The following is a 17,717-nucleotide window of genomic DNA, read 5'->3' on the forward strand; positions in this document are numbered from 1 at the left end:
GTTTGTTTAAAGTTGATCACTGAGCGGAGTCGAAGTGATTATTGTTATAGAAGTTAATCTCGGCTCCGCTCAATCACCAAAAATAAAAAAATGAAATTAGAAAAATCGATAGAATTATATACCAAAGGAAAAAAGCACTTGGTAGGTGCTGTAAATTCACCTGTAAGAGCATTTAAATCGGTTGGAGGAGTACCCTTGTTTATTGACAGGGCAAAGGGTAGTAAAATTATTGATGTTGATGGGAATGAATACGTAGATATGGTTTTATCGTATGGGCCAATGATTTTAGGTCATAGAAATAGTGTTGTTGAAAAAACAATCAAAAAATACTTAAAAAAAGGCTACTCTTTTGGAGCTTCAACCAGAGGCGAAATTATTTTAGCAGGAATGGTTTGTGATGCTTTTCCGGGAATGGATAAAGTTCGTTTTGTAAATTCTGGAACTGAAGCTGTTTTAAGTGCAATTCGTTTGGCAAGAGCATTTACAGGAAAAAATAAAATTATAAAATTTGCTGGTTGTTATCATGGTCATTCAGATGCTTTATTGGTTGCTGCGGGTTCTGGTTTAGCAACATTAAGTATACCTGGAAGTAAAGGTGTGCCTGAAGATGCCGTTAAAAATACATTAATAGCTGAATTTAATAATATTGACAGTGTAGAACGTCATTTGGCTGAAAACAAAGATATTGCAGCAGTAATTTTTGAGCCAATTGCTGGAAATATGGGGGTTGTTTTGCCAACTCAAGAGTTTATTGAAGAGTTAAGAGAGTTAACTAAAGCAAGTGGCGTTTTGTTAATTGCCGATGAGGTAATGACAGGCTTTCGTTCAAAATTTGGAGGCGCCCAAGAATTGTTAGGTATAGAGGCAGACATAACATGTTTAGGTAAAGTTGTAGGAGGAGGTTTTCCTGTTGGTGCTTATGGAGCAAGGAATGAAATTATGGAAATGGTTTCACCTTTAGGAGAGATGTATCAGGCAGGAACTTTATCGGGTAACCCAATAGCCATGTCTTGTGGTATAGCGACATTGAAAGAGTTAAAAAAGAGAAATCCTTACGAAGATTTTGAGAAAACTGCTGCTTTTTTAGAGCGTGTTTTATTAGATGCAGCTAATGAAAACGGAGTTGACCTTCAGGTAAATAGATTTGGATCTATGATTAATCCTTTTTTTACAAAAGAAAAAGTTGTTGACTTTAAATCGGCTCAGACGAGTGATGTTAAAAAGTTTAAAACATTTTTTTGGAAAATGATTGAAAATGGCGTGTTTTTACCACCATCACAGTTCGAGTCTTGGTTTCTGGCAACAGCAATGAGTAAAAGAGATATATATAAAGTGAAATCGGCAATACAAATTGCAATGAAAGCAGTTGCTAAAAAATTTAAAAAATAAGATGTCAAAAATAAAAAACGATTTATTTTTAAGAGCCTTAAAAGGTGAAACGGTTGAGCGACCTCCAGTATGGATGATGCGTCAAGCAGGAAGATACTTGCCAGAATTTATAGCTATTCGTGAGAAGTATGATTTTTTTACACGTTGTAGAACTCCTGAATTAGCTTCAGAAATAACAGTACAACCAATTCGAAGATTTGGAATGGATGCTGCAATATTATTTTCTGATATTTTGGTGATTCCACAAGCCATGAATATTGAAGTTCAAATGAAGGAAGGAATAGGTCCTTGGCTACCAAACCCTATTCGTTCTCAAAAAGATGTAGATAATGTTATTGTTCCTGATGTAACGGTTGAATTGAAATATGTGATGGATGCCATTAAAGTAACAAAGCAAATGTTGGATAATGAGGTGCCACTAATTGGGTTTGCGGGTTCTCCTTGGACAATCTTATGTTATTGTGTGCAGGGACAAGGTTCAAAAACCTTTGATAAGGCAAAAGAATTTTGTTTTACACAGCCAATAGCAGCACACCGTTTATTGCAAAAAATAACCGATACAACCATTGCTTATTTAAAAGAAAAAGTAAAAGCAGGCGTAGATGTTGTTCAACTATTTGATTCTTGGGGAGGAATGTTATCTCCAGTAGATTATCAAGAATTTTCTTGGAAATATATCAATCAAATCATCGAAGCATTAAAAGATGATGCTCCAGTAATAGCATTTGGAAAAGGCTGTTGGTTTGCATTAGAAGAAATGTCTAAATCAAATGCTGCTGCTTTAGGTGTTGATTGGACAATTACTCCACAAATGGCACGTAAATTAACCGGGAATAAAATCACTTTACAAGGTAATTTTGATCCAGTACGTTTATTATCACCTCCAAAAGTGATTAAACAAATGGTTAAAGAAATGATAGATGATTTTGGAAAAGATAAATATATTGTAAATTTAGGACATGGTATTTTACCCCATGTGCCTTTAGAAAATGCAAAGGCATTTATTGATGCCGTTAAGGAATACAACCAATAAAAATGAATACTACTAGCTTAATTCAAAAATACAATATACCGGGGCCAAGATATACAAGTTATCCAACTGTACCTTTTTGGGATAAGGAAGGAATTGCATTAGAAGATTGGAAAAAAACAGTGAAAAAATCTTTCGATGAAAGTAATGAGACAGAAGGGATAAGCCTGTATATTCACCTTCCATTTTGTGAGAGTTTATGTACATTTTGTGCATGTCATAAGAAAATTACCAAGCGTCATGAAGTAGAACAACCATACATTGAAACTGTTTTAAAAGAATGGGATTTATATTGTGATTTATTGGAAGAAAGACCAAAAATTAGAGAAATTCACTTAGGAGGAGGTACACCTACCTATTTTTCTTCAGAAAATTTAAAAAAACTTATTGATGGGGTTTTTAAAAGGGCCGATAAGTTTACAGAATTTGATTTTAGTTATGAGGCTCATCCAAATCTAACTTCTGAAAAACAACTACAAACATTGTATGATTTAGGCTCAAGAAGAAATAGTTTTGGTATCCAAGATTATGATCCTATCGTTCAAAAAGCCATACATAGACTTCAAAGTTTTGAACAAGTAAAAAAGGTGAATGACTTATCTCGTAAAATAGGTTATGAATCTATCAGTCACGATTTAATTTTTGGATTGCCATTTCAAACTGAAGAAAGTATTAGAAACACCATTAAAAATACAATTGCACTAAAGCCAGATAGAATAGCATATTACAGTTATGCTCATGTGCCATGGATTAAAGGTGTTGGGCAACGTGGTTTTGATGAAAATGACTTACCAAAAGATAATGAAAAGCGTTATTTATATGAATTGGGCAAGCAATTATTTTTTGACAATGGTTATGTTGAAATTGGAATGGATCATTTTGCATTGCCATCAGACTCACTACATAAGGCGATGGAAAGCAGAAAGTTACATCGTAATTTCATGGGGTACACTGCTGGTAAAACGGAATTGATGATTGGTTTAGGAATGTCATCAATAAGTGATTCATGGTATGCTTTTGCTCAAAATGAAAAAACAATAGAGAATTATACGGAAAAAGTAAATCAAGGAATTATCCCTATTTTTAAAGGTCATTTATTAACAGAGAAAGATTTAATTATTAGAAAACACATATTAAACCTAATGTGTAATTTAGAGACTGAATGGAAGATAGGATTAGAAGCGAAAGTGAAAAATGAAATTGTTAATCGTTTAAAACCAATTATAGATGATGGTTTGGTTGAGGTTACCGAAAACAAAGTGTTTGTAAATGAAAAGGGAAGAATGTTTGTACGGAATATATGTATGGCTTTTGACCTTAGGTTGATTGAAAATAAACCAGAGACTAGAATTTTTTCAATGACGATTTAAAATATTTTAAGTTTAATGTAAAAAAGATTAATTTTTTTAATTCTAGTTAAAAAAACGAGGCTATCTGAAAAGCAATTATACTTGTCATTTTGAACAAAGTGAAAAATCTCAACATCTTGATATATAAGTGTTTAATTTCAAGGAGATTCTTTATTTACATTTAGAATGACACTTTTTAGACAGCCTCGTTTTTTATAGTTAGGCATTTATTGATTTTTTGAATAATTTTTCCTTTATTCCTGCTGCAATTATTAAAACTAGCAACGAAAAAATTAGTATCCAAGCCCATATCGGAAATATAGGTGTTTCCCCACTAGCATAACTATGCATTCCTTTAGAAAGGTAATAGTTTACACCAAAAAATGTCATAAGTACACTAGCAAAACTCACAACTGCACCTACATTAAAAATATATAAGCTTTTCATTTTAGGAACCAATCTAAAATGTAGTACAATAGAATAAGTTAGAACAATAACTAAAGCCCAGGTTTCTTTAGCATCCCAGCCCCAATATCTTCCCCAAGATTCATTTGCCCAAATACCCCCAAGAAAAGTTCCAACTGTTGCTAAAAAAAGTCCAACTGTCAAATTCATTTCATTGATATGTGTTAATTCGGCAATTATTAAGTCAATTTTTTTATAATTTTTAACATTCTTAATAAGGTATAATATTAAGTTCATCAACCCTAAAATAAAGCCTAAACCTAAAAACCCATAACTAATGGTGAGGGTGGCAACATGAATGATTAGCCAATATGATTTAAGTACAGGTTGTAAATTTGTTAATTGAGGGTCGTAACTACTGTGGCTGGCAGTCATTAGGGTGAAAAAAGCTAATAAAGCTGTTGCAGCCAGTGTAATTTTAGAATAACGTACAAAACTAAATCCGGCTAATAAACTACCCCAAGCAATTAAAATTAATGCTTCATATCCATTGCTCCAAGGAGCATGACCAGATAGGTACCATCTTAGGCCCATTCCATAAGTGTGGTATATAAATGCAATGGCTAAAATTCCAATAAATACATTCAATGTTGTAGTTAATATTTTACTTTTCTTAGACTTTAAATTATCTATAAAAGCGAGAACCAGTAAGACAACACTTAATAAGGCATATATGTTTTTTAAATTGATAAATATTTTTGACTTATTATAACTAATTTCCGTGGTTATTTTAGATTCAGATGGTAACAAGTCTCCAGCACTACTTTGTTTTTGAATGTTTTTAAAGTAGCCTAGTATTCTATTGGGTCTTGAGTAATCACCAGATCTTGTTGCATTAAACACATCGGTTAAATAAAGCATCATTAAATTTTTATAGTTGAGTTCCTTCAAATTTAAATCTTGATTTAATGCTTTTATTGCACCTTTGAGAGGCTTGGTAGCAAGAGGGTCATTCCAATGAATCCATTTATTATTAACTGAATTTTGTAATGGAAATATTTTTAATAAATTTCCTTGAAACGCCATCATAAAAATTTCTACACGTTCATTTACTTTAATAATTTCTTTATCAAAAGTATTTTGTTCTGAAGGTGAATTTCGAAAGGCAGTTTCAGCAACATTTTTAAGTTTATATGATCCATCTTCATTAAAGAAGTTATTAAAAGAAGCTCTTTTCCCTTCTGCACCAATAATACCCATTACTGATTTTTCTCTTACATAAATTATTTTTTGTTGTTTCCAAAACTCAGCATTTACAGGTAAATCAATAAATACCTGCATGGCATTCATTTTTCCATATTTAGGCACATCAAACTTATCTTTTCTTGAGATTTTATGTAAAACGTCGTAAGCTAAAGTGTTAACAGGTTTAAACCGTCCCTCATAGGTTTGTACAATAAGACGACCAAATTTTTCAGCATGTTGTACGCTTACAGGATTAGGGTTTGCCTCATGAATATGGTTTGAAGTCTCCTGCGAATATGAAGAAGTTACTAATAAAAAAGCAAAAATGAGTAGAGAAGCTATTTTTTTTCTTTTTTTACGTTTATTTTTAATTTTATGAATAAGATCTCTATATCTTGAATTTTTATTAAGAAGGGTTAATATAAATCCAAGTGTTAGTAAAAAATAGCCAAAATAGGAAATCCAAGTACCATAAAAATCATGATTTACAGATAAAATAGTTCCTTTTTCGTCTTGATCATAGGATGATTGAAAAAACCTAAATCCATCATAATTTAATACGTGATTCATGTAAATTCTATAATTTTCAGAGAAGCCTTTATTTTTATCAATTAAAGTTACTTCACTTGCGTATGAGGAAGGGCTGTCAGAGCCAGCATACCTTTCTAAAATAAATTTATTCAAGTGAAGATAAAAAGGTAATTTTAACGTTTTTATGCCATAACTCATTTGTAAGTTTAAACCATCTAGCGTAACTTTTTGGTAATTATCAACGTATCCTTGGCCACCTAATATGGTAACGTCTTTGCTTTTTCCATTAAAAGATACGTTTACTAATAATGCATCAGGCCCGTCATTTTCGGAATCACCTGCTATATAACGAACTTTTGCATTTCTATAATGTTTAGTTAAAATTAAGTTAATACCAGAGTCTTCTGGTTCGTATAATTGTTTTGCTTTAAGCTCTCCAATAGAATCTTTGGAGATTTCAGTAACTAACATTTCTGGCATTTTAGTTATTTTTATTGCTTCTGGATAACTGAGAAATAACCTATTGTTATCATTAATTATTTTTAAAGCATCTTCTATTTCATTATTGTTAAAAGAAATAACAAACCCATGAGTTTCTTTAAATTCTCCATCCTTTATAAGTACAACATCTTTATGCCCTTGAACAGTTAATGTTAATTCGATAAGGTTAATTCCTTCTCCATCGGTTTCTTCATAGATTTCCTGTGCATTTTTTATATAATTTTTATATTTAACTTCAACTTGCCCTTTTCCTTTAATGTCCATATTAATATCAAATGAATTTTTTATAAATTCACTCAAAACTAGTGGCTCAACAGTAGAATAATTTTGATTGTTATCTGTAGTTTTTATAGTTAAAAAAGTTTCTGAAGTATAAATAAAATTTGATGATTCTCCTTGGCGTATGTGCATACTTCCTTCAAATCCAATATATCTAGTAACACCAGCTCCTATAATTATTACAATAAAAGCAACGTGGAATAAAAACCCGGGTAATTTACCTTTGCTTAATAGATGATATCTTTTTATACTTCCAATAAAATTTATAACTAACAGTAATAATAAAAACTCGAACCATTTAGCATTGTAAACAAGTAATTTTGCAGTTATTGTATCGTATTTATCTTCAATAAATGTTGCACTAGCAATTGCAATAGTGAAAATAATTAATAGAACAAGTGTTGTTCTTGATGAGATTATAAGGGCTATTAGTTTTTTCATGGATTTTAATTTATTTGTTAAATTTAACAGTAATGTAACAAAAGTAACATTTAAACTCTTCATTTATATTGACAATTATCACGATTTTAAATCTTTTTTTTGTATAAATTTACCCAGTATTTAATAGAAATTTAAAAATAAATAACATGAAATTTTATATAAGTTTAATAGTATCTATTGTTTTGTTATCAGCATGTAAAACAGACAAAAAAGAATCGGAGAAAAATAAATCTGGTGTTCATGAGGTGGTAGCTCAAGAAGTACTACAAGTAAAGGATTATACGTACATACGAGCATTAGAAGACGGAAAAGAAAAATGGCTTGCTGTACCTTCATTTCAAGCTGAAGTAGGTAAAACTTATTATTTTAAAAATGGTATGGAAATGCCTAATTTTGAGAGTAGGGAATTGAAGAGAACATTTCCAACAATTTATTTTGTTGAAGGAGTAAGCACAGACCCAAATGTAAGTACAATTCTAAATAGTGTTAATACTAATACAATAGATACTAATACAATAAATCTATCACCAAAATCAAAACCGAAGTTAGAAAAGAAAGCGGTTAAAATTAAGCCTATTACTGGATCAGTTACAATAGAACAATTGTATAAAAATGCGAAACAATACGAGGGTAAAATTGTAAAAGTTAAAGGTAAAGTCACAAAATTTAACCCAGCAATTATGAATAAAAATTGGATTCATATTCAAGATGGAACAGAATACAATGGGAAATTTGATCTAACCTTGGTTACAGATGCACAGGGCAATGTAGGTGATGTTATTGTTATAGAAGGGAAAGTTTCCTTAAATAAAGATTTTGGTTATGGCTACTTTTATGAATTAATTGTAGAGAATGCCGTATTGGTAGAATAAATAGTTTAAAATAGAAAGATGAGAGGATTAAAAATATTTTTGACCTTAGTTTTAATAATAACTTTTTTTGTAAATAGTTATAGCCAGCAATCTAAATCTACGGTGCATAAAGTTGAAGTTGTTGAAGTACTTCAGGTAAATTCTTATACTTATTTACGTGTAAAAGAAAATAATGATGTTAAATGGTTAGCTGTTCCAACGGTTAATGCAAACAAGGGAGATATTTATTTTTACAAAGGAGGTATGGAAATGCCAAATTTTGAAAGTAAAGAATTAAATAGAACTTTTAAATCAGTTATTTTTTTGGGGGCAATTAGCAAAAACCCTACAGGTAAAGATAACATATCGTTTAAACATACTAAAGTAACAAAAGAAAAAGAAATTAATTTAGAAAATGAATTACCAATTAATATAAAGCCCATTGAAGGAGGTGTTACAATCTCCGAACTATTTAAAAATAAAAAATATTATCAAGGTAAAAGAGTTAAAATTAGGGGTAAAGTAATCAAATTTAATTCTCAAGTTATGAGTAAAAATTGGATACACCTACAAGATGGAACAGCTAATAATGATAATTTTGATATTACAATAACATCAAATGCGAATGTGAATGTGGGTGATATAGTTACTTTAGAAGGCTTAGTTTCATTAGATAAAGATTTTGGTTATGGTTATTTCTATAAATTAATTATTGAAAATGCTGTATTGATTGATTAAATGTTTTAAACACTTGAAAAACTATTCTAGAAAAAAAGAGGTGCTAATTTTAATAAAAAGCACCTCTTTTTTATGAAATATTTTTGAATAGAATTAAGTTTACTTTTTATGACAGGTGAAACATAGAGCACTACCGTCATTAGATTTCCACAGCGATAGAGTTTTAGTCACAATACCATTACTCCCATGCATATTATGACATCCAGAACACCCTTGAGTATTTCTTGAAATATGTACATCGTGGCACGAGGTACATTCTAATTTATTATTTTCTAATAAATCATCTTCAATTGTACCTCCAAGTCCTGAAAGTGTTGTACTTGGGTCATACAATCCTCCATCAGCCAAAGCGAGAGCCGTATCGTAGGTTATAGAAATAGGATGATCATTTTTTAAATCAGATGTTAAATTTCCAAAATTTGTAAATATTGTTCCATTTGTATTTCCACTATGGCTATCTATGGCAACAGTTCCATCATGACAGGAAAGACAAAGTTTTGTATTTCCTGCGGGTTGCTCAGATACACCATCTATAGTTGGGCTTGAGTACATTTCAAATATAGCATTTGTTAATTGATGATTCCATAAAGGAGATTTTAGAATTTCTGTATTAGCATTATGGGGCGTATGGCACGGTTTACAATATTCATTTCCACTCCAAGAAGCCCCACTAAATCATGGTGGCTTTGTTTAAGGCCTTGACCATTAATTGTGTTGCAAAATAATAATATAAGCATATAAGTAATAGTATTTATAATTTTTAACTCTTGAATTATGAATTTCATTAGATGAAAGGATTAAATTAGATAGAGGTCAGTAGATAACTACATCTAAATTTGAAATGGTAAAACACTGAATATAAAAAGTGTAATGCAAAATAATTTGTCTGTTCGAGCGCAGTCGAGAACTATATCACACATAAATAGGTCTCGACTGCGCTCGACCTGACACAAACAAATAGAATTTATTAAATTAATCGTATGAAACTATCTACTGACCTCTAAAATTAGATATTTAATATAATAACTCAATTAAGTGTTTTGTTGTAAATTATCTTTTATATGTTAATGCTTTATGGCAGCCAGTACATGTACCTCCATTTTCATTTTCACTAAATTTTAAAGGCATACTCCAACGTCCAAATTTTCTAGTTTTTGCAATTAATTTGGTGTTGTTTGCAGAATGAACATCATGACAATTTGTGCAAGTTCTTCCTTTATCCTTATTTAAATGAAGAAAGTGTAAATTACGATCTCCATCTCTAAATTCAGTAGCGGTGGTGGTGTTCTTTAAATTTAGTAGGTCAGTATCGTGACAATTGAAACAAAGGGTGTAATTATCTTCCAAACCTTTGGCGTAATTTCCTAGAGGATATGTTTCTTTTAATAATTGTTTGTTTTTATTTGAAAAGTGAGCATTATGACATGAAGTACATCGTTTTTTTAGAGCTTTGTGTATATGGCTACTTTCATCTAACTGTTTACCGATGTTTGCAATTTCACGATCATTTTCAGTAATAGTCTTATTGTGGCAATTTAAACATAACTGTTTACTATTTTCAACTAATAATCTTTTTTGGTTTGAGGCATGAGGTGTATGGCAAATCATACAAGATTTACCATCAAAAGATGGTTTATGTATGCTTATTGCTGTTTCCTCTGCTTTTTCGAAATCTTCATGACAGGTAAAACATAGAGCAGGAGACTGTTCAAGTATAAAGTTTTTATTGTTTGAGCTGTGTACATCATGACATTCAGTACATTTTCCTTTTTTAACGGGCTTATGAATATATTTTTTTTTGAATTCGGCTTGTGTTTCTTCATGACAGGAATAACAAAGGTTTGCTCCTTCTTCGAGAAATTTAAAACCAGTTACATTTTCTAAAGGGTGTTTTGCTCCATTTGATACGTGGCAAACGGTACAATCAGTTGCTGTTGGACCATGAAGGATATCTTTTTTAACAGTATTCTTGTGACATTCAATACAAGTTTTTTCACCTTTTTTAGTTTGACTGAAAACATTTACTTGTGTTAGTAATAAACAAACAAATAAAATTATTCCAGAAAACTTTAGGGTATTAAAGTTTAATTTTTTGACTGATTGTTTTTTAGATATTTTCATTTGAATTCGTTTTTATTAATATTTTTAAAATTTTCTTGATAAGCGGATTGTAAACCTGTTAAAATCCATTTTCTCATTAAACAATTTGCTCTTATATAATTCAACTCCAGTTGATAAAAATAATTGACGAATACGAGTTGTAAATGTTAACCTGCTGGTTAATAAGTTTAAGTCAACACCTTCACCTTCTTGTTTAATATAACTTCCTTCTATATTGAGTTTTGTTTTTTGGTTGATATTGTAGGAAATATTTCCTGAAATATTGGAGTATTTTTGTTTAATTCCTTCTTCAACAATCATTTGATAATCTCGTACATCTCCATTAAATGTGAAAAATAATTTTTCTTTTATGTTACCTTGTAAAATTAAATAGTACTTTGTAAGTCTATATGGTATTATAGTGCTTTTATAATTGTCTTTTTCAATTCCTCCACTAATAAAATTAAAATTAAAACGAGTTCCATATACATTTTGATTAAAATAATCGAGTGTTAAAAAAGCGATGTTGACAGGATTAACAAAATCTTGGTTAGCTGATTTGTAATAAAAAGTGATCTTATTTCTAAATAAAGAAACAGATGCATTAAAGTAATTAATAACAGCTCTGTATTTATATGAACTAGGTTGTATTGCTATATAATTAATATAAACAATTTCGTTATTTGCTATTTGGCCTCCTGGTATACGTTGAATTTCTAAGAGTTCATTTCTTTTAATTAATAAATAGTCAAAATTTAATCTATATATAATTGTTCCTGAAGCATCATTTACTTCAACTGTGGAGGCATTAATATTTTGATTTTTTAATAATACTATTCGATTATCAGAAAGTGTTTGTTCTTCTCTTTCAATAGCAAAAAACAAGTCATCACTTACTCTTTCTTGTTGATTTGTGTTTAAACTATAATTTAAAGATAATGTACCTTTTAAAGGTGTTTTTTTTGTATAATTAATATTTAACCCTTTTCTGTTTATTATTTCTTTATATTGTTTATCACTAATATTGTTATATTCAAAAGATATATTTGTCCTCAAACTTTTATACAATTGGTGAGATAGTGTACTTCTTATATCGTGTTGTTTTAAATTTTGAATACCTCCTTTTATATCAAAAAAGTTATAGTTGCCAGCGTAGTTAAATTTATAAGGAAGTTTAAAGAAGAGATTTTCAGATATTTCAAATCGTTTGTAATTAAAATTGCCTTGTTGGTTGTAGTTTGAGACTCTAGAATTGAAATTATAGTTCTTTTTTGAATCTAAGAAAATACGGTTGTTCATACTCCATATAGTAATATCGTTTTTTATGAAGGTATTCACTAAATCGCTCTCTGAAACAGAAAAAGTAGTATTGTACGTATATTTATTGTGAGAATAAACAATTTGATTAAAATCATTAGCTCCAATAGATTTTTCAGATCTCATTTCTAAATTATTATGCTCTGTAATAAAACTCCTATCTGTTTGTAACTCTATCTGTTCTCCCTTACCTTTATTATATGAAATTTTAATAGGAATATATTTATTAGTATATGAAAATACACTACCATAATTTCTGTAGTTTGATTTTAAATTTGTTAAATTTTCTCTATTGTTATATCCTTCATTTATATTCATAAATACATTTAAGTTTAATGAATTTTGTTTAAATATATAAGCTCTTACATTTAATTTTTTAAGCGTATTTATTTCATTTCGGTCAGGGCTTACTAGAGATAAATATTGTCCTGTTTCTGGGCTATACCCAACATCGAGGTCTAATGATAAAAAATTGGGATGCCAAAAATAACTTTGAGAATTTAAAAACAATCCTCCCGATAAAAACGAACTTTGTAAACGTTCATTTACATTGCTTCTAGTTGTTTTTTGATCCCAAAAGAAACTGTTTAAATTTAGTTCACCATTTAATGACGTTAGTTTCCAAAATCTAGTTTCTATTTGTGAGCTTTGAGAAAAACTACAAATTGTAAATAAAAATATAAAATATAATAAACTTAATTTTTTCATAAACTAGTTATTGCTTATTTAAAAGAAATTTATCATTTTTTCCTCCGTGTGGATTGTGACATTCAATACATTTGTTATTTTTAATATCTATATGATATTCCGTTTTTGTAATATCTATAGAATTATGGCAGCTCAAGCATAAATTATCTCCAGTATTTATTAAAAGTTTTGGAGCTTTGTTAGTATGCGTTCCATGACACTGGAAACAGTTTCCTGAATCTACAGGACCATGTAAAAATTGGTATTCTTTTTTATAATTGTCGTGGCATTTGTAACAGCTCTCAGGCTGAAGACTCATTCTATTATTTCCTCCATGTGGGTTGTGACATTCAATACAACTTGTTTTTTTAATATCCTTATGTATTATGTTTTCTGAAACTTGTTTTGAATTATGACAACTAAGACAGAGTTTTTTATCAGATTCTACCAACAAATTTTTTAATTTTGATTGGTGTGGCGCATGGCACTGTATGCAATCATTTGAGGCAACAGGCCCGTGTAAAATCTCAAATTTCTGACTAAAATCTGTATGGCATTGATTGCATAACTCTGGTATAGGAAGTTTAGTTTTTCCCATATCATCTCTGTTGTGACAACTAGCACAATCTCTCTCTCTGTACGGAGGGTGAAGATTGAATTCACTTTTTTTAACAATTGACACCAAAGTTTTTTTAGTATCAATATCAATGGTTTGTAAGGAATCGTTAATAGTAGTAAATTCAGTTTTATAAGGTGAAGGAACTCCATCAAACAAAAAAGATTTAACGCCATAACTTAATTCGGGAGAACAAGTCCAAAAGAATGAAATAGCTACTATAAATAATAGATAATTAATAAATTTGTATTTGCCTAAATTCATACTTTTTTAGTCTGAAATAATTAAAAATTCAGTATTGAAAATTATTGAATCATCTAAAATAATTATCAGTTTTTCAACTTTTAATGGGATATATTAGACTTATTACTCTTTCTTTTTGGGTGTTATACGACCATAAATACTCACTTTATCTGGCCCATATTGGTTTGCAACAAAAATTAAATATTTTAAATCAAATTTCTGGTCAACATATTTTTCAAAATATTTTAAATTATCATAATCAATCATAACTTTTGTTGGTAGCCACATATCTCCTTTGGATTTGTAATGGCCTCCAAAAAAGAGTAATAACTCTCCTTTCTTGTTAAAAATTTGCACATTCTCAAAGCTCGCATCTACAACATATATATTTTCTTCTTTATCTACGGCAATGCCTTTAGGGCGAACTAAATCACCAATATTTTTTCCGTATTTAGAAATTGTTTTTAAATACACTCCTTTAAGAGTAAAAATTTTAATATCACCACTACCCATATCACTTACAAAAACCTTATTATTTGTTATAGTTAGGTTGGCAGGTTTGTATAAATAATTAGCATCTCCACTTTCTGATTTTGGGAAATAGTACTCAAATTTGTATGTTTCTTTGTTGTAAACGTTTATTCTGTTGTTGCCAGAGTCTGCAACAAATATATTTTGGCTATTTACAAACACATCGGAGGGTTTTATGTTTTTATCTTTTCCGAATGAAGTTATATAGGTTCCATCACCATCGAAAACAAAGACTTTTTGTAGTGCAATATCTGTAATATATAGTTTGTTATTTTTATCAACGTAGCAGTTGAGAGGCAGTTTTAACCGATATTGACCTTCGGGAATAAAATAATTAAATTTATTTGTCTCAAAATCAATAATTTCTAGTCCTCCACCTAAAGAAACATCACAAATATATAATTTTCCATTACGCATAAATAAACCATAAGGTTTATAAATTGGGAGGGTTTGATTTTCACCAACAATAGATTTAGTAAAAGCAGATTGTTTTTTTGCAATATCTAATGAGCTACTAATACTTGTTAAATATTGAATTCTAGGAGTTGCAGGTGCCGCCGGATATGTTACTTTTTTTGCAGTACTAGCTTTATTAATATGTGGAGAACACGAGTTGAAAATAAGTGTTATACTTAAAAGATAAAAAAAATATATTTTGAAGTCCATTTTTTAATTAGTTTTATATATTATTCTAATAGCAGTGTTTCTAGGTGAATTTAGGTATAATAATGGTGTTATACTATGATTAAAATCAGTTTTTAGGTATGAGTAAAAGGAGTGTGTAGAGTTTAATTTTTAAATAATATTTCAATAGAAATAACATTGTTAACATTATTTTTTGAGAGGTTTTTGAAAATTAATTACAATAAATAGAGGGCTAATTACAGCCCCCTATTTGTTTACTTAAAATTTTAGATTGTAGATTCTATTTGTTATGGCAAGTTAAACAAAGTGCACTACTTGCATTTGATTTAACCAATAATTTTGCGACACCAGAGCCATTGTGGACGTCATGGCAAGAAGAACATTGTACTTTTCCTGCAAGTAATAAATCTGCATTAATAGTACCCCCAACTCCTGAACTAGTAGTAATAGGATCAAACAATCCGCCATCTGTTGTGGCTAATGCAGCATCATACGTAAATGAAACAGGATGTTCACTACTTAAGTCTGTTCCTACAAGATCATTTCCGCTAATGAATTTTGTACCACCTGTTTGTCCACCAAAGTTATCCATAGCAACTGTACCGTCATGGCAACTCAAGCATAATTTTGAAGAACCATCTGGTTGACCAGTAGTTGCATCAAGCGATGCACTGGTATACAATGTAAAAGTAGTTGTAGTTACTTCGTGGTTCCATAATGGAGCGGTTAAACCTGTTACAGCACCGTGAGGAGTATGACATACTACACAAACTTCCCCTCCAGGATTCCATGTTTTTCCTGAGAAATCATGTGCAGATCCAGCAATGTTTTGTCCAAAACTTACAATACTCATAAATAAGGACAAACCTAACGTTAACAATATTTTTGTTGTTTTCATAATAATAGTTTTAATATATTTTAGTAAAAATTATGTTTAATATCTAGAACAAATTTAAGGGTAATAATGAGTAAAAAAGATGATTTTTATCACATTATGTAACATTAGTTACAGTTTTATTTATTTTTTTTACTTAAAAAGTATCGTCATGTTAATTCAAACTTATTTAAGTTACTTAAAATATAGAAGCTAAAAGGTTTTTGCTTATTTTAAAATAAATAATGAGAAATATTCTATAATATTAATATGATTCAGGTCTATGATTTTCACCATGACATCTTAAATAGCAACGACCTCTATTTGTTCCAGTATCTTCATATTTTAACCTACCATTACTAGATGGTGTTACTACATCTGTCCTAAAATTGATAAGGTTAGAGTTATTGGTGCTATTACCCTGTGTACTACTAATACCATGTGCATCATGACATACACTACAAGGCGTGTTCTCCTCAACAATATGTAACCTATGCTCTTTAAAAGTATTTATATCATTTATAATATTATTTCTGTTGTGACAACTATAACAAAGCGCATACGCTTGAGCAGACTCTACAGTGTAGTCTGCAGTTTCATATTGTAATTTTAAAATTTGAGGATATATTGAACCGTGTGGTCCTGCAGGGCCATTTGAATTGTTGCTAGCATGACAGCTAGTACAGTACAATACGGTACTTGCAGTATTAGGAGAGATAAGGTTACTTGTTATCTCCGAGTTGTTTCTAGGACCTGCAATGGGGTGGAAAGAAGGATTTGAAGGTTCAAATTCTAATCTAACATTGTTTTGAACAATTAGCCTAGGAAGTGATGGTGATGGTGACCAAGAGTTACCGGCATGACATTTGTAGCATATCTCATAGGTGTTTGTAGCTGGATTTACAGGGTTTCCCGCTTGATTAATACCACTTACACCTTTGTTGAAACCATTTACAGAAGGGGCAGTTGCAATAGTTGAATTTGAAGCGTGAGGATTATGGCAATCTTGACATTCTACATGTTTAGTTGTTACAGAAGTTGATTCTGTAGGGTCATGAACTATTGAGTAATTATAGACATCGTGTTTATAAGTTTTAGAAAGTTCAGCCTGTATGTTTTTGTTAGCAATATTTCCGTTATGGCAATCAAGACAATTATTTTCTTCGAGGTTTGATTTTAGTAATCGTAGCTTACCATCTGCATTGTGAGGATTGTGACAATTAGCACATGCGTTTTGAGAAACCGTAGCGTAAGCTGACTCTAGATGAGCCCAAGGATTAGTTCCAGATCCATTCCAAGTTTTAGTAGAAGTTTTATGAGTACTATTATTCCAATAAGTTCGGTCGTGACACAGAAAACACAAATCAGAAAATTCAATAGAAGCTCTAAGGAATTTAGGATTGATTTCTTTATGTGGGTCATGGCAAGATGTACATTGTAATTTAGAGTTATAATCAAGTATTGCCATGGAATTTAAAGGAGGTGTTTTCAGCTGTCCATCTACTGCCGCTAATGCTGCATCGTAGGTAAAAGAAATAGGGTGGTCGTTAGATAAATCAGTAGTAAGGTTACTTTTTGAAGGCATTACACCAGTCATATCTATAGGGGTGGTTCTGCTAATAACTTCACCTAAAGCAATTGTTCCATCATGACAAGAAAGACAAAGAATTGAACTTCCGTCAGGCTGTCCGGGTACAGCATCTAAAGTAGAACTATTGTATAAGATGTAGGTTGTTCCAGAGCTATTTTTATTCCATAGAGGAGCTCTTGGGCTACTGTTATGTGGTGTGTGACAAAAAATACAAATTTCAGACTCTGATGTAGCTTTTATTGTTCCAGTACTACTAACAGATAAATTGTGTTTGGTAGTTATTATAGATTGTGCATTTAAAAATGCATAAAAACTGAATAAAATGTATAATATTAAAATAGAAATATTTTTCAT

At 30.4% G+C, this 17,717-nt stretch carries 13 protein-coding genes; 5 read left to right on the forward strand and 8 right to left on the reverse strand.

Annotation, left to right across the window (positions count from 1 at the left end):
* The first annotated feature begins 90 nt into the window (after positions 1-90).
* Genes hemL through hemN form a run of 3 tightly spaced genes read left to right on the forward strand, consistent with a single transcriptional unit; the run spans position 91 to position 3,789 of the window.
* Positions 91-1,389: a glutamate-1-semialdehyde 2,1-aminomutase gene (hemL, locus tag Lupro_RS12505; RefSeq protein ID WP_068210950.1), complete on the forward strand. Its 1,299-nt coding sequence runs from the start codon at positions 91-93 to the stop codon at positions 1,387-1,389.
* A gap of 1 nt (position 1,390) precedes the next feature.
* Complete coding sequence (gene hemE, locus Lupro_RS12510) at positions 1,391-2,422, forward strand: uroporphyrinogen decarboxylase (RefSeq protein ID WP_068211671.1); 1,032 nt, start codon at positions 1,391-1,393, stop codon at positions 2,420-2,422.
* A 2-nt stretch (positions 2,423-2,424) separates the two neighbouring features.
* The gene (gene hemN / locus Lupro_RS12515) at positions 2,425-3,789 is read left to right on the forward strand and encodes an oxygen-independent coproporphyrinogen III oxidase (RefSeq protein ID WP_068210955.1); all 1,365 of its coding nucleotides are present in this window, start codon (positions 2,425-2,427) and stop codon (positions 3,787-3,789) included.
* Between the two features lie 198 nt (positions 3,790-3,987).
* Here the strand turns inward: hemN and Lupro_RS12520 are convergent, their stop codons facing one another.
* Positions 3,988-7,170 carry a cytochrome c biogenesis protein CcsA gene (locus tag Lupro_RS12520; protein ID WP_158499574.1) on the reverse strand — a complete coding sequence of 1,061 codons (3,183 nt, stop codon included), beginning with the start codon at positions 7,168-7,170 and terminating at the stop codon, positions 3,988-3,990.
* Positions 7,171-7,316: 146 nt separating this feature from the next.
* Here Lupro_RS12520 and Lupro_RS12525 point away from each other — a divergent pair, with 146 nt between their 5' ends.
* Both Lupro_RS12525 and Lupro_RS12530 read left to right on the forward strand, forming a co-directional pair.
* A complete protein-coding gene (locus tag Lupro_RS12525; RefSeq protein ID WP_068210961.1) occupies positions 7,317-8,042 on the forward strand; it encodes a hypothetical protein in 726 nt (241 codons plus the stop codon).
* A gap of 18 nt (positions 8,043-8,060) precedes the next feature.
* Positions 8,061-8,759, forward strand: coding sequence for a hypothetical protein (locus tag Lupro_RS12530; RefSeq protein WP_068210963.1), 699 nt, complete (start codon positions 8,061-8,063; stop codon positions 8,757-8,759).
* A gap of 99 nt (positions 8,760-8,858) precedes the next feature.
* On the opposite strand, the gene Lupro_RS12535 is transcribed toward Lupro_RS12530, so the two are convergent.
* The 7 genes from Lupro_RS12535 to Lupro_RS12565 form a co-directional block, all read right to left on the reverse strand.
* Complete coding sequence (locus Lupro_RS12535) at positions 8,859-9,311, reverse strand: cytochrome c3 family protein (RefSeq protein ID WP_068210966.1); 453 nt, start codon at positions 9,309-9,311, stop codon at positions 8,859-8,861.
* Positions 9,312-9,809: 498 nt separating this feature from the next.
* Positions 9,810-10,880 (reverse strand): cytochrome c3 family protein, encoded by a 1,071-nt coding sequence (locus tag Lupro_RS12540; protein WP_068210969.1) that lies wholly within the window; start codon positions 10,878-10,880, stop codon positions 9,810-9,812.
* Positions 10,881-10,904: 24 nt separating this feature from the next.
* On the reverse strand, positions 10,905-12,884 hold the full coding sequence (locus Lupro_RS12545; protein WP_068210971.1) for a hypothetical protein: 1,980 nt from the start codon (positions 12,882-12,884) through the stop codon (positions 10,905-10,907).
* 7 nt (positions 12,885-12,891) lie between these two features.
* Positions 12,892-13,743: a cytochrome c3 family protein gene (locus Lupro_RS12550; protein ID WP_068210973.1), complete on the reverse strand. Its 852-nt coding sequence runs from the start codon at positions 13,741-13,743 to the stop codon at positions 12,892-12,894.
* Between the two features lie 102 nt (positions 13,744-13,845).
* Positions 13,846-14,919, reverse strand: a complete 1,074-nt coding sequence (locus Lupro_RS12555) for a 6-bladed beta-propeller (RefSeq protein ID WP_068210976.1) — start codon at positions 14,917-14,919, stop codon at positions 13,846-13,848.
* A gap of 259 nt (positions 14,920-15,178) precedes the next feature.
* Complete coding sequence (locus Lupro_RS12560) at positions 15,179-15,796, reverse strand: cytochrome c3 family protein (protein WP_068210979.1); 618 nt, start codon at positions 15,794-15,796, stop codon at positions 15,179-15,181.
* A gap of 241 nt (positions 15,797-16,037) precedes the next feature.
* Positions 16,038-17,717 carry a cytochrome c3 family protein gene (locus tag Lupro_RS12565; protein ID WP_068210982.1) on the reverse strand — a complete coding sequence of 560 codons (1,680 nt, stop codon included), beginning with the start codon at positions 17,715-17,717 and terminating at the stop codon, positions 16,038-16,040.

The sequence above is a fragment of the Lutibacter profundi genome (assembly GCF_001543325.1).
Taxonomy (GTDB): domain Bacteria; phylum Bacteroidota; class Bacteroidia; order Flavobacteriales; family Flavobacteriaceae; genus Lutibacter; species Lutibacter profundi.